Raw genomic sequence first — 14064 nt, forward strand, 5'->3', positions numbered from 1 at the left:
AATTTTTTAAAATTTTTTATTGGTTTAATTTTTGGAAGTTTGCAGCTTGAATTCCGTGGTACTTAATCATACCTTCAACTTCTCTTTGGTCGGTTTCTTTATCTTCAAATGTGATTTGATCTACACTGTGTAAGCTGAAGTCAGATTCTCTTGTTAATGGGTGGATAGATCCTTTGAATAATTTCATTACGACTTTTCCACATACTCTTCTTTGCATATTATCAAATGCTTGATCTAAATCTTCTTTTAAAGGTTCTTGCCAGAGAGCTCCATATACTAAATCTGCATATAATGTACTCATATATTCTGCAAATCTTAATTCACTTGTAGTTAAAACTAATTCTTCTAATGCTTTGTGTGCATTGATTAATAATTTAGCTCCAGGAACTTCGTATATTTCTCTGCTTTTTAATCCAATCATTCTGTTTTCTATAGTGTCTACTCTTCCAACACCATTTTCTCCAGCTATTTTGTTAGCTTCTCTTATGATGTCGATTAATGGCATCATTTTGCCATTTATAGCTATAGGTATTCCTTCTTCGAATTCTATTGAAATCTTTTCTGGAGTGTCTTTTGCATCTTCAGATGAAGCGGTCCATGCATAAATGTTTTCAGGTGCTTCGTTTTTAGGGTCTTCAAGAATGTCTCCTTCTATTGATCTTCCCCAAATGTTTTCATCTACACTATATCTTTTATCTGAGGATAATGGGAGGTTGTGTTCTTTTGCATATTTTACTTCTTCGGTTCTTGTTAGGTTTAATTCTCTTATTGGTGCGATTATTTTATAATCTGACATTGCATTTATGATTGATTCGAATCTGAATTGATCATTTCCTTTTCCGGTACATCCGTGAGCTATTGCTACTGCACCTTCTTTATCTGCTACTTCGATTATTTTTAATGCTATAAGAGGTCTTGCTAATGCTGTACTTAATGGGTATCCTTCATATTCTGCATTTGCTTTTATTCCTTTAGAAATATAATCGTTTGCAAATTCTTCTTTTGCATCAATTATATAATGTTTACCTGTGTTTATGTTGTCTGCGGAGTTTTGAGATTTTTCTAATTCATCTTCAGGTTGTCCAACATCTACACATACAGTTATTACTTCGTAATTGTATTTTTCTTCTAATAATTTTACACATACAGTTGTGTCTAGTCCACCACTGAATGCTAATACTACTTTATCCATTTTATAATCACTTCTTAATCAATTTTTTATAAATTTTTGTAATAATTATATTATTATGATTTTTATTTTGTAATTTATATTATTTATAAGGTTTATATTGGATTTATAAAAATTGAGGATTTTTTTGAAAATTTTTAAAATTAGTAAGTTTTTTGCTATTTTTTTAGCAGAAGAAAAAGATTCTCTTAATTGATACTTTTTATTTTTTGGGGTAATTTATTTTATTTTTATTATTTAAAAGAATGGCATGTTTATATGAGTCTTTTTAATTTAAACTTTCTATTTGAGCGAAGATATTTTTTTTATCAATTAAGAGAATTCTTTTGTGAGATATAAAAACGTGAAAATTTTTATTCTCATATTTAGTAAATTGTATTTCATACTATATAAAGTTTAGGTATACCTAAATTATTAATTAAAAAAATAATAAAATTAAAGAACTTTAAATGAATCATTATCTTTACAATAATCAATTAAATCTTTATACACATTATCAAACTTCAAAGTACTACTATCTCCAATAATAATTAATTTACGTTTAGCACGAGTAATAGAAACATTTAAACGTCGAATATCATCTAAAAAACCAATATTATTATTCTTATTACTTCGCACTGTAGAAATTAAAACAATTTCTTTTTCACGTCCCTGAAAACCATCAACAGTTTTAACTTCAACAGGAATCAAATCCCTTAAAAATTCAACTTGATCCATATAAGGACTAATAACCCCAATATCCTCTGCACAATAACCTAAATCCAAATAATTACTAACAATAATATTAACAATATTTGCCTCAACTTTATTCAAAACAGATTTAGAATCATTCAAATGTATCTCCATATTCCTTTCAATTAAAGAAGTATCTAAAAATAAAAACGGATAATTAGGATTTTCAAAAAACTTATTAATATTATTAATCCTAACACTTAATTTCTTATTAAAATTTTTAGAAATATTATTAGAACCTAAAGAATTTTTATTTAAATCATTTAAAGAAATAGATTTCACAGAATCATCACTAAACAATTTATTATCATAAAATTCAATATTTGGAAAACTCATCAATTTTTCATTCATACGATATTGACAATTAAGAAGAGAAGACTTATGCTCATAAGAAATAATTAATTTTTCAAATAAGGTTTCCTGAAGCTTTCTAGATTTATTACTAATAATAGTAGGAGGTAATTGCTTATGATCTCCTGCTAAAACAAAACGTTTTGCCTTATTTATAGGAATTAAAACACTAGGAGTACTAGCTTGTGAAGCTTCATCAATAATAGCAACATCAAAAATAATCTCTTCAATATACTCTAAAGCTGCACTAGAATTAGTAGATAAAATCACATCACTATTTTTAATAATGTCCTTAATAATTTCATCTTCTAATAATTCACTTTCTTTATAGTATTCTTCAACTTCACGGTTAATTAAAATCCAATTAGCTAAAGATTTCATGATTTTAACATTAATACCTCTTGAAGATTTATTATTTTCAGCATTTTTAATAATCTCTTCATCACTAAAACCTCTCCTATACCGTGGGCTAGGTTTAGTAAAAGTGTCCCGTATTTTACATTTTTCATCAATGATTTTTTCAATCTTATCTTTTTTACTATTTAATGGGTGTTGCTCTGCCTTATAAGCTAATGAATATTTAATATTATGTTTAGATATTCTTTGTGGGTGGCCTAATCTTGTTAAATTTAAGGTTTCTTGACTTTCCCCTAATTTTTCTATTAAACCTTCAAGTAAATTATCAACACTTGTATTACTTTCACCAGTAGCTAATATTTTATGGTTTTGTTTCCATTCTTGATAAATTAATTCGTTTAATGTTCTTGTTTTCCCAGTTCCGAAAGGTCCATGTATTAAGAAGAAATCTTCTGAATTAATTGCATTATTTATTGCATCTTTTTGTGATGAATTCAATTTTTTATCTTTAAAATTTTTAATTTGAATTTTTTTGCTCTTTTTACTAGGGCTTTGTTTTTTTAATAAAAAATTTACTGCTTTTTTTCCATATGGACTTAAATTTTTTAAATTTTCTTCCATTCTTCTAAAATTCACATCACTAGCATATAAATTTATATCCACATGTTTTTTTATAGCCCATTGTGGGATATTGTTTAATGCTACTTTAATGAATCTTCCACCTTTCTCAGTTACTGTACCAGTTAGGTCACTTTTTAAGGGATTTCCTTTACTTATTAGTACTAAGTCACCTACATTGATTTCAGTATTTACTATTGGTTCTTTTCTACCATATTGAATTATATTATATCCTAATTCTTTCCCTAAATTTTTCCCTTTTAAATGATTGATGGCGATTCCTTTTTTTTCTCTTTGATGAGGTTTTAATCTCTTTATCATATTTCTCATTGCACTTATTTCGGCTTTTCTTTCATTATTTATAAGTTCTATGAGATTTGAAATATATTTTTTCAACAGAATCTACCTTCCATAAATTTTATTCATTATATCTACTATTCTATATTATTTTTCTTATTAAAATTATTATTTTAGATTATCTTATATACTATTTTTAATAAATTTTCATTTATAATAATTGTATTTATAAATATTATCTTATAAATGAACGAATTTAAATTTTAATAATAATTCTAAAAAAGAGGGTTTTAAAGAAAATGGAACAAACAGTAGCTTCACATAATTTAAAGGATAATGTAACTACTATAGAAAAATCATTATTTACTAATAATGATTATTTTTCCATAACTACATTATATTCAAAATCTCAAGGTTATGTTTCAGGCAATAAAAATCTTTTTGCAAACATGGATTATACTCCATTAACTAAATTTATTCTTAAAGAAACTCTTAAAGGTACTCCTTTAATTAAATTAGGTTCTGGAGATTTAAAAGTAATGATTATTGCAGGAGTTCATGGTAATGAATTGCCTCCTCAAAATGCGGCTTTAATGCTGATTAATAAATTGCAAAATCTTCATTTAAATGGAACAGTTTATATTATTCCATTTGCAGCCCCTGAAGCAACAATGTATAATATTAGAAATTATAATGGTCAAGACATTAACCGGTCTAGTATGATTAAAGGATCTTTAGGTAATTTAATAATTGATAAGATTAAAGATTTAGGAATTACTTATGTTGCAGATTTTCATTCTACTGCCCTTAATGCTAATCCTGGAAAAGAAGGTGTTTTTTGCACAATTAAACCATCTCCTAAAAGTTTTGATATAGCTTCATTTATTAGTGAAGATACTAATTCTTCTATAATTAACTATAATAATGCGGGGACAATGTTTAAAGGTGCTATTGAAGATGAATGTAATTTAATAGGTATTCCAGCTGTTACATGTGAAGTAATATCCTCTATAGGTCGTGTTAGTTTAGGTTCTACAAAGAGATCTTTAAATCAGATGATTAGTTTTTTAAAATATTGTAATATTCTTTAATAATAATTCTATTTTTAATTATTTTTCAAATGCTTACAAAATTATTATTTAGTATAATAATAGTAAAATTCACTTATAAAAGGTGATAAATTATTTCTTCATATAAAGCTCATACATTATTCGGATTAGTACTTTCTTTATTATATTTTCAAAACCCTTTAGCTATAGCTTTAGTAATTTTAGGTGCAAACTTTTCAGATTTTGATCATGATTTTAAAAGAAAAAATGTCTTTCTTTTAATGTTAACTGGTTTAATATTAACTATTGTAATGTATGCTTTTAATTTTCCTTATTATATAGGGTTAATCTTAATTTTATTAAGTTTAATATTTCTTTTATCAAACCATAGGGGATTTACACATTCTATTTTTGGAATAATAGTTTTATCTATACTCATATCTGCTATTGTTATTTGTGGGATGAATTTCATTATTTATTTCAGTATGTTTTCAAATTATATTACTTTTAAATTAGCTTTAGTTTTAATGATAATTTTATTAAGTGTTTTTGTTTTAAATAAAAGGGTTTTACCATTTTTTTTAGCTTTATTGATTTTATGCTTATTATTTATGCCGTGTACTAAGATTAGTTATGTTTTGATTTTTATTTCTTTAATTTTAGGATTTTTAAGTCATTTAATACTAGATTCATTTTCCTCTTCCGGAATAAGATTATTTAGACCATTTAGTAATCAGAAAGTTTATAAGAAATTTGGTATTACTTTAAGTATTCTGTTAATTATTTTATCCATTCCTCATTTGATTAACTTAAGCCATTTATTATTTTAAAAAAACTTTTAATATAATTCGTTTAAATAATCTTTTTTCCAGCTTTAACTTAAATTTTATCATTTTTTAAGTTTTTTGACTTATAATTTTTTAGTATTATTATTTTTAAACTTTTTTTATTAGTATTTTAATGATTTTAAGTGTTTTAATTCTTTTTTTTTGGAGCTTATTATCGAAACATTTATAATAAATAATCATGATAAATAGTATTAATATATTAGGAAAATTTTTAAAATATTAATTTTTCTAAAAAAATATTATTATTTAATAAAAATGTTTAAAAAAAATAGAGGATAATGGAGCTTTAATTCAATGTTTTTAACTAGAATTTATTATGCAATAGCTTACTTTTTTGTTTTAATATGGGAAATAATAAAAGCGGTTTTTGATGTAACTCTTCGTACATTAAAAGATGGAGAATATGATCCAATAATAGTTAATATTGAAACAGTACTTAAAAGACCTGTAGCTCAAACCATATTAGCTAATAGTATAACTTTAACTCCTGGAACTTTAACTGTAGATTTAGATTCAGAAGCACAAGTTTTAAAAGTAGCTATTATTAGTCCAAGAGAAAAAGAGGATATTATTCCATTCGAACCATATATTAAAGGAATGTTAGAATAAAGAAGAAGTATACATGGAAAAATCCCCTTTTTTCAAATTATATATAAAAATTTTTATTTAAATCATTATTAAAACTAAGTAAAAAAAATGTGATAGTGATGGATTTACTACTAATTTCAAAGATTTTCTTATTAATTGCCTTTTGTATTTTCACATTGGCAGCTTTAAGATTGGCTACTCATAAATCAACAACTATGGGTATAGTTGGAGTGGATGCTATAACAGTTTCTGTTTCAGTTATTCTTGTAGCTTTAGGTGGTATTTATGGGATTGGATTTTTTAGAGATATAGCTTTAGCTTTAGTTCTTTTAGGAATAGTTGGTACTATAGCTTTTGCAACTGTCAATAGAGGGGATTAAAATGATTACACCATCTATTCTAAATTTGATACAATCTTTATTGCTCATTATTGTAGCTATCATTACTATTATTGTTAGTATTGGTATTTTAAGATTAGATAAAGACATGGATAATGTAGTTTATGCAAGAATCCATATATTGGGTGTAATTGATATTGCCGCAGTGATTGCTTTTATATGCTTAGGAGATCCTTTATTAGGAGTATTATATTTCATCTTAGCCCCATTTGCAGCACATGCTATGGCTAATGGATATTTCCATGGTGAAGATAAAAAAAATAATAAAAACTTAGTTGAAGGTAATGAAAAGAAAGATGATAAAAAAGATTTTACTGAAGAGATGGAATCAACAGGTTTCTATAAAAATGTAAATGAATTTAAAGAATTTGATGATTCTGAAGATAAAATTTCAATTTCTACTCTAAAGATTACTGAGGATGAATAATTATGATTGAGTACGTAATAATGGTTATCATAGTATTAGGTGCTATAATTACCTTAATGCAAAAAGATTTACTCAAAGCAGCTGTTGTTAGTGGAATAACTGGATTATGTGTAGCTTTCTTATATGAAATTTTATTAGCTCCAGATGTTGCTTTAACCCAAGCTATTGTAGGAGCAGCAATTGTACCTGCATTTATAGCATTAGCAGTGAAAAAAACTAAAAGGACTGATGACTAATGATTATGGATGTTCAATTAGCATCATTATTTACTTCAGGTGCTTTAATCGTTATAGGTCTTTATGCAGCAATATTCTTAGATAATATAATTAAAAAGATTATAGGTTTAAGTTTTATAGAAGAAGGAGTCAACCTATTTCTAGTTGCTTTAGGTTATAAATTAGGTGGAATAGTTCCAATTTTCTTACCTGGAATGACAAAAAGTTCATTCTATGCAAATTCTGCTTATCCTTTACCTCAAGCTTTAGTTTTAACAAGTATTGTTATTGGGGCAAGTACATTAGCTGTAATGCTTGCATTAGTTATGGTATTATATAAAAAGCATCACACTTTAAGTACAAAAGCTATGTTAGGTGAAGATCATGAATGAATTAATTCCTTTAATAGTAATAATACCATTAATTTGTGCTTTATTATTAAATTTACTTCATGGAAAAAATAGAATATCTAGAATAATGGCTTTAATAGTTGCAATCGTAATCCCAATAATAGCTTTAGTTGCTTCAAATGGTTTACATTTCTTTGGAGGCCACACTCCATTAACATTTAACCCCACATTGTTAGAGTCTTTACCTGCAAGTTTACTTAGTTCACGGGTTATTCTTTTCCATCCAGCTATTACCTATAGTTTAGCAGGTTTAGAAAAAATATTCATTTTCATTCTTGGAATTGTAATCTTTTTATCTTTATTCACATATTTCAATAAATATAAAAAAGTATCTGGACCTTATTTATTCTTAATATTTATGGGAACAGCTGCAGTAAGTGCAATGTTATTAAGTGATGATATTTTTAATATGTACATATTTTTTGAAATTGCAGCATTAACACAAACAGGTATTATATTAGCTTCAAACACTGAAGGCAGTACGGAAACTGCATTAAAATATATGATATTAGGATCAATTGGAGGACCTATACTACTTTTAGGTATAGGATTTGTTTTAGGTGTAATTGGTAGTGTAAACATAACTGATATTGTTTATGCGATTCACACAGGTTATGTAAATCCTTACTCTCCAACATTACTAATTGGTTTTGCTATGATCTTTTTCGGTTGGTTATATGCATCAGGATTACCTCCATTCAACACAATAAAATCATTAATATACAGTAAAGGTACTCCAGAATCATCAGCAATACTTACAACTTTTTCAGTATTAACAATGGTTGCATTTGGATTAGTAATGTTTAGAATATTTGGATATTTATCTGTATATAAAATAACTATAATGTTATTTGCATTACTGGCTATGGTACTTGGTGTATCTATGGCTGTTGTCCAAACAGATTATAGGAAAATGTTAGGGTTTTTAGCAGTAGGTGAATTAGGTTTCATTGCTATCGGATTTGGAATAGGAACTAAATTATCTATGACTGCAGGACTTTTCCAAGCTTTTAATGATATAGTTATTACCTCATTATTATTCATTGGATTTGGTATAGTTTATTACTTAACTGGTACATCTGATACTCGTAAATTAGGTGGATTAATTTCATTAAACCCTAAAGTTAGTATAATGATATTACTCGGAGGTTTAGCATTAGCTGGTGTTCCTCCATTTAACGGATTCCAATCTAAATTAATGTTAGTTCAATCTGCATTAAATGCAGGATTCCCAGAAATAGCTATTATAATTGTTTTAGTTAGTATAGTGGTCTTTATGACATTTGTTAAAGCATTCCATTCAATTTATTTAAAACCTAAACCTAAAGATTTAAGTTTTGTGCATAAAGAAGTTCCAAGTTTAGCAATAGTGTCTATAGCTATATTATTAATAATATGTCTTGTAATAGGTCTTGATCCTAATTTAATAACATATAGCTTTGGACAATATTTAGGGGGCTTGATATAAGATGGCATTTTATGATTTATTATTAGATTCTCTTAAGGAGGTTAAAGGAAAAATTAAGAAAGATCCTTTAACTAGTGATAATGTTTCAGGTGCAACTGCAGGAGAATTAACTATTATATCAGTAACCTTACTTGCAGCATTGTTACTTACTCGTGTAAATTTACTTATTTCAATGGTTATTATTTTAATTTTAGCTGTTGCATTAGTTACTAATTTACCTTTAATCCCTAAAGTTATTAAGGAAGAAAATAATTCATTGGATACAATGCTGTTTTATGTTATTTTAACATTAGGAATTGTGGTTTGTCTTATTTATTGGGGTGTAGGCTATGTATGATAATATTAAAGAATTAATATTAGCAATTGTCACTGCTTTATTTGGTGTAACTTTATTTGATGCTCTTTTCAATTTAAAAAGTATCATTGCTCCTGGAATCAGTTTAATTTATAATGCTTTAGGTCCTAATATTGCTCCAAACATGGTTACTAATATAGTATTTGATTGGAGAGGTTATGATACTTTAGGTGAAGCATTAATTCTTGTTTCAGCTGTTTTAATTGTCTTATTAATATTTGGAAGAGGAAAATTAAAAGGTGATGAACAATGAGTGAAGGAAGTACAGTATTAAAATTACTAGCTTTTCCAATTTCAATCCTCACAATATGTTTAGGAGTAAACACTATATTAGGTGGACATATTACACCGGGTGGTGGTTTCCAAGGTGGAGCTATGATTGCTGGAGGAGTTATTTTAAGTCTCTTTGTTTATGGTTATGATAAAATTCCATTAGATTTTTCTCATGATTTTGTTTCAGCAGTTGAAAGTTTTGGAGCTTTAGCTTATATTGGTTTAGGATTAATAGGTTTAATATTTGCAGGTTCATTCTTGTATAATATTGGTTTTGATGCTTATAATCTAGTTCCAAATTTTATACAAACTATTTTCCATTACCCTGATGTGACTAATGCTGGAATCATTCCGTACTTAAATATAGTTGTTGGTTTAAAAGTTATGGTAGGTTTATCTGCTATTGCAATTGCATTTTATCAATTTAAAAGTTTTGAAGAAGAAGGGGATGAAGAATGATAATTATAGGACCAATTTTATTTGGATTAATAATCGGCTTAGTAATAGGTTCTAGAATTAGAACTGATGCTAAAGTTAATATTGGATTAACTGGAGGATCTATTCTCTTATTATTCATTGTTGCTATATTAATGGCATGGCAATTAGGAAATTTCCCATATTATTCTGATTTTCCTGTTGCAACTGGATTCGTATCAGCATTTATAGGTCTTATATTAGGTAAATTCTTATTTGGAAGATCTAAAGAAAATAGTTAAAAAAGATGATTGTTGATTAATAAAAAAATTTTAATTATTTTTATATTATCAAGAAAAGGATTTTTGATTTTATAAAAAAAATAATTTCAATATTATAATAATAATATTTATAAAAAGAAAAGTTTTAAAAAAAATAAAATTAGATTGGAAGTAAAAATCATGTATATAACAACTAATAAATGTGAAAGTCGAGCAGAATGTATTAAAAAGTGCCCGACAGAAGCTATTAGGTTAATTAAAGGAAATGCTTTTAGCTGTATTACATGTGGGACATGTCATGATGTCTGCCCTAATAATGCTATTTTCAAAAATAGTTATGGGGGTTATGTTGTAGATAGAGCTAAATGTAACGGTTGCGGAATATGTGAATATTCTTGTCCAGTTGAAAGTATACATATTGAAGATGGTGTTGTTAAAGGTATTTGTTCAATGTGTGGCTTATGTGGAGATGTTTGTGAATCAAGAATAGACGCATCTAATTTAATTGATGAAAACCGTTTAAGTTTTTTAAATTCTTTAAAATTAGCAATGCCTAATGTTTCTGATGTTAATGTACCTATTCAATCTAATAAAAGTGATAAAGAATTTGCTTCTAGAATTTGTATGGATACTGATTATGATAAATGTACATTATGTGGTAGATGTGAATATTACTGTCCAACAAATGCTATAAATGTTACAACACAACAACAAGGAATATGTACAGACTGTAAGATTTGTGAAGATATTTGCCCTACTGGAGCTATTAAAAATGGTATAGTTGATTCATCTGCCTGTACTTTGTGTTTAAATTGTTTAAATAATTGTCCAAGTAATTCAATTAGTATAGATGATTTTAAAGTTAATATTATTAAATTGAATCAAAAAATTAATGGTTCTATTATTTCATGTTTAAATTGTGGATTATGTGCAGATAATAATGAAAATGGTTCCCTGGTAAAGGTTGATGGAAATTTAAGATATGATCCATCATTAGATGTTTTATCTGATTTGTCAGTTGAAAATCATCAGTTAATGATGGCGGATTGTCCAGTTTCAACATTACATGAGACTAGTGATTATAAACTAGAAGGATATTGTGTGTCCTGTGGAAAATGTGTTGAAGTTTGTCAAAATGATGCACGTAGCGCTTCAGTTATAGAATGGGATGGTAAAGTTTCAGAAGATTGTATATCTTGTGGAATATGTGTTGAGGTATGTCCAAAAGATGCTATTACCTTGAAAAGAGGAACTATTGAAGTTGATTTAGATAAATGTATAATGTGTGAAACTTGTGGAATTCATTGTCCAAAAGATGCTATTCCAAAGCGAACAACAGTTAAAAAAGAAATAGCTGATGGATTCAATATGATTGATCAACAATTATGTATCAATTGTGGTTTATGTCAAGATATTTGTCCTGAAGATGCTATTATAGAAAAAGATGGTCATTTAGTTGTTAATGAAGATGATTGTATTTATTGTGGTGCATGTATGCATGTTTGCCCATCAAATGCTTTCCTCTTTGAAAGAAAATTCAAGGATGCTAAATAGTCCAGTACTAGGTGGAGTTTAAATGAAAGATTTACTTAAAGTATTCTTAGAAGGAGCTTACGGAAATATAAAGAAAATACTTTTTGCTTCAGATAGAGTAACTGATATGGATATGAGAAATGCTATCCTAAATGGTGAAGTAAAACCTACAGAAAAAGTATCTAAAGCTTGTATTGGATGTGGTGGTTGTGCAAATGTTTGTCCAACTGATGCAATAACTATGAAACCATTAAAAGAACCTGTTAAATTAGCTGAAGGATGGATTGTTACTGAAGTTCCAGAATTAAATCAAGAAAAATGTGTTGTTTGTTATTGGTGTCATGATTTTTGTCCAGTATATGCTTTATATGGAGAAGCTGGTGCTATACATCCGAATAATGTTGGTGAAAATGTTATTGATGTTGAAAATCTTATTAAAGAACCTTTTAAAATCCCAGCAGATAAACTTGCATTTATAGCACAATACATGTCTGATAAGTCTGTATTAAATAACCTTAAAAATAATAATCCTAAAAAAGAGGATAAAGAGGAGATAGAATGAGTCTTAAATCTTTTTCACGATCAAAATCTATTCATTTGATGTTATGTTATACTGGTGGATGTAATGGTTGTGATATTGAAATTGTGAATTGTGTTTTATCACCAAGATTTGATTTAGAACAGTATAATGTGTTTTTAACTTGGAATCCTCGTGAAGCTGATATATTAGTAGTTACAGGTCCTGTTACACATCATAATAGGAAACCTTTAGAAGAAATTTATGCTGCAGTTCCTGAACCTAAAATTGTTGTAGCTGCAGGTAGTTGTGCATTGATGGGTGGAGTTTATAAAAATATTCATGGAGATATACCTTCTGAAGAGATTGATGGTCCAGTTGAAAATATAATTCCTGTGGATGCTAAAGTTCCAGGTTGTGCCTGCAGACCTCAAGATGTTATTGCAGGAGTTGTGTCAGTTCTACCTAAATTGTTAGATGCTGATTAATAAAAATGAGATTTAATTTATAAAAATATTATGTTTATAAAAATTTTAATAATTCAAAAATTTAAGATGATTTAAAAATAAGGTGTGAGATAATGGAAGAGAAAAGAGCTAAAAAGGAGGAAGTAATAGAAACTGAAATCCAAATGGGTACAGTTCATCCTGCTGCTTTAGAACCTTATAGAGTTAGATTTTTTGTGGAAGATGAAATTATTAAAGATGCGGAAATAACTGTTGGTGTTAATCATCGGGGTGTTGAACGTATTATGGAAGGTCTTCCTGTAGAGAAAGCTAATGCTCTTACTGAAAAAATTTGTGGAATTTGTTCTAATTCCCATGTCTGGAATTCTGTTAGAACTGCTGAAAAGGGATTAGAAGTTGATGTTCCGGATAGAGCAGTTTATATTAGAGTTATTATGGGGGAATTAGAAAGATTACATAGTCACTTCCTTTATTTAGCTCATGGTTGTGAAGTTTTAGGTCATGAAACTTTTTCTATGAGAGTTTTCTATATGAGAGAAACTATTATGGAACTCTTAAGTATGATTGGTGGAAATCGTGTTCAGTATGGTTGTGCTATTATAGGTGGTGTGAGACCTAGATGTGAGCTTGATGAAAATCGTATACAAAGATTGATTGATGGGATGAATAAAACAGAAGAAGCTCTCACAAATTTTGCTGATAGATTCCTTCATGATACTATGGTTATGTCAAGAATCACTGGTGTTGGTGTTCTTCCTCAAGAACAAGCTATTAAACTTGCAGTTTCTGGACCAACTCTTAGGGCTACTGGTGTTAAATCTGATTTAAGAACTGGTATGTATGAGTATGAGAATTTTGATTATGATCTTATAACTCAACCTGATGGTGATGTTAAATCTAATCTTTTAATGAGAGTTTTAGAATCATTTGAATCTATTAAAATTATTCGCCAAGCGGTTAAAAATCTTCCTTCTGGTTCTATTTCTAATAGGTCTTGGGAAATGTTTGATTGTGATATTATTGAATCTCATATTGAGGTTCCACGTGGGGATTTATATGATTCTTTTGCAATTGAAGATGGTAGAATTAGAAGTTGTTTAATTAGAACTCCTAGTTTAGCTAATATTGGTGCTATGCAATATGCATGTATTGGTGATTCTATTACTGATGGTCAATTATGTATAGTTCAATGTGATCCATGTTTCACTTGTACTGATCGTGCTGTAGAAATTATTCAACTTGATAAAAATGATAAAAAAATAATGAGGAAATAGGAA

Annotated in this window: 18 protein-coding genes; 16 read left to right on the top strand and 2 right to left on the bottom strand. The window is 27.7% G+C overall.

The features are described 5' to 3' along the window. Nucleotides 1–16: 16 nt before the first annotated feature. The gene (locus tag ACA135_RS00640; RefSeq protein WP_409198388.1) at nt 17–1192 is read right to left on the bottom strand and encodes an argininosuccinate synthase; all 1176 of its coding nucleotides are present in this window, start codon (nt 1190–1192) and stop codon (nt 17–19) included. A gap of 432 nt (nt 1193–1624) precedes the next feature. Next, nucleotides 1625–3643, bottom strand: coding sequence for an IGHMBP2 family helicase (locus ACA135_RS00645; protein WP_409198389.1), 2019 nt, complete (start codon nt 3641–3643; stop codon nt 1625–1627). A 200-nt stretch (nt 3644–3843) separates the two neighbouring features. Here ACA135_RS00645 and ACA135_RS00650 point away from each other — a divergent pair, with 200 nt between their 5' ends. The 16 genes from ACA135_RS00650 (at nt 3844) to ACA135_RS00725 (ending at nt 14061) form a co-directional block, all read left to right on the top strand. Next, nucleotides 3844–4635: a succinylglutamate desuccinylase/aspartoacylase family protein gene (locus ACA135_RS00650; protein WP_409198390.1), complete on the top strand. Its 792-nt coding sequence runs from the start codon at nt 3844–3846 to the stop codon at nt 4633–4635. A gap of 485 nt (nt 4636–5120) precedes the next feature. Beyond that, nucleotides 5121–5423, top strand: a complete 303-nt coding sequence (locus ACA135_RS00655; protein ID WP_409198391.1) for a metal-dependent hydrolase — start codon at nt 5121–5123, stop codon at nt 5421–5423. Between the two features lie 312 nt (nt 5424–5735). After that, entirely contained in the window at nt 5736–6050 is a 315-nt protein-coding gene (locus tag ACA135_RS00660) for a monovalent cation/H+ antiporter subunit E (protein ID WP_409198392.1), read from the top strand. A 98-nt stretch (nt 6051–6148) separates the two neighbouring features. After that, nucleotides 6149–6409, top strand: coding sequence for a monovalent cation/H+ antiporter complex subunit F (locus tag ACA135_RS00665; RefSeq protein ID WP_409198393.1), 261 nt, complete (start codon nt 6149–6151; stop codon nt 6407–6409). Nucleotide 6410: 1 nt separating this feature from the next. After that, entirely contained in the window at nt 6411–6854 is a 444-nt protein-coding gene (locus ACA135_RS00670) for a cation:proton antiporter (RefSeq protein WP_409198394.1), read from the top strand. Nucleotides 6855–6856: 2 nt separating this feature from the next. Then, nucleotides 6857–7090: a DUF4040 domain-containing protein gene (locus ACA135_RS00675; RefSeq protein WP_409198395.1), complete on the top strand. Its 234-nt coding sequence runs from the start codon at nt 6857–6859 to the stop codon at nt 7088–7090. Nucleotides 7091–7092: 2 nt separating this feature from the next. Continuing rightward, on the top strand, nt 7093–7461 hold the full coding sequence (locus ACA135_RS00680) for a cation:proton antiporter subunit C (RefSeq protein ID WP_409199056.1): 369 nt from the start codon (nt 7093–7095) through the stop codon (nt 7459–7461). Further along, nucleotides 7454–8947: an energy conserving hydrogenase EhbF gene (gene ehbF / locus ACA135_RS00685; RefSeq protein ID WP_409198396.1), complete on the top strand. Its 1494-nt coding sequence runs from the start codon at nt 7454–7456 to the stop codon at nt 8945–8947. Before ACA135_RS00680 ends, ehbF begins: the two co-directional genes overlap by 8 nt. 1 nt (nt 8948) lies before the next feature. Continuing rightward, nucleotides 8949–9284 (top strand): energy-converting hydrogenase B subunit G EhbG, encoded by a 336-nt coding sequence (locus ACA135_RS00690; RefSeq protein WP_409198397.1) that lies wholly within the window; start codon nt 8949–8951, stop codon nt 9282–9284. After that, nucleotides 9277–9555, top strand: a complete 279-nt coding sequence (locus ACA135_RS00695) for an EhbH (RefSeq protein WP_409198398.1) — start codon at nt 9277–9279, stop codon at nt 9553–9555. Before ACA135_RS00690 ends, ACA135_RS00695 begins: the two co-directional genes overlap by 8 nt. Then, nucleotides 9552–10034 (top strand): MnhB domain-containing protein, encoded by a 483-nt coding sequence (locus ACA135_RS00700; protein ID WP_409198399.1) that lies wholly within the window; start codon nt 9552–9554, stop codon nt 10032–10034. Before ACA135_RS00695 ends, ACA135_RS00700 begins: the two co-directional genes overlap by 4 nt. After that, nucleotides 10031–10291 carry an energy-converting hydrogenase B subunit J gene (locus ACA135_RS00705; RefSeq protein WP_409198400.1) on the top strand — a complete coding sequence of 87 codons (261 nt, stop codon included), beginning with the start codon at nt 10031–10033 and terminating at the stop codon, nt 10289–10291. Before ACA135_RS00700 ends, ACA135_RS00705 begins: the two co-directional genes overlap by 4 nt. A gap of 159 nt (nt 10292–10450) precedes the next feature. After that, nucleotides 10451–11824 (top strand): 4Fe-4S binding protein, encoded by a 1374-nt coding sequence (locus ACA135_RS00710; RefSeq protein WP_409198401.1) that lies wholly within the window; start codon nt 10451–10453, stop codon nt 11822–11824. A gap of 22 nt (nt 11825–11846) precedes the next feature. Then, nucleotides 11847–12365, top strand: a complete 519-nt coding sequence (locus ACA135_RS00715) for a 4Fe-4S binding protein (RefSeq protein ID WP_409198402.1) — start codon at nt 11847–11849, stop codon at nt 12363–12365. Beyond that, nucleotides 12362–12808 carry an NADH-quinone oxidoreductase subunit B family protein gene (locus ACA135_RS00720; RefSeq protein ID WP_409198403.1) on the top strand — a complete coding sequence of 149 codons (447 nt, stop codon included), beginning with the start codon at nt 12362–12364 and terminating at the stop codon, nt 12806–12808. The genes ACA135_RS00715 and ACA135_RS00720 overlap by 4 nt, the downstream gene beginning before the upstream one ends. Before the next feature lie 92 nt (nt 12809–12900). Continuing rightward, nucleotides 12901–14061 carry a nickel-dependent hydrogenase large subunit gene (locus ACA135_RS00725; RefSeq protein WP_409198404.1) on the top strand — a complete coding sequence of 387 codons (1161 nt, stop codon included), beginning with the start codon at nt 12901–12903 and terminating at the stop codon, nt 14059–14061. The last annotated feature ends 3 nt before the right edge of the window (nt 14062–14064 follow it).

The sequence above is a fragment of the Methanobrevibacter acididurans genome (assembly GCF_046197875.1).
Lineage (GTDB): Archaea > Methanobacteriota > Methanobacteria > Methanobacteriales > Methanobacteriaceae > Methanobrevibacter_A > Methanobrevibacter_A acididurans.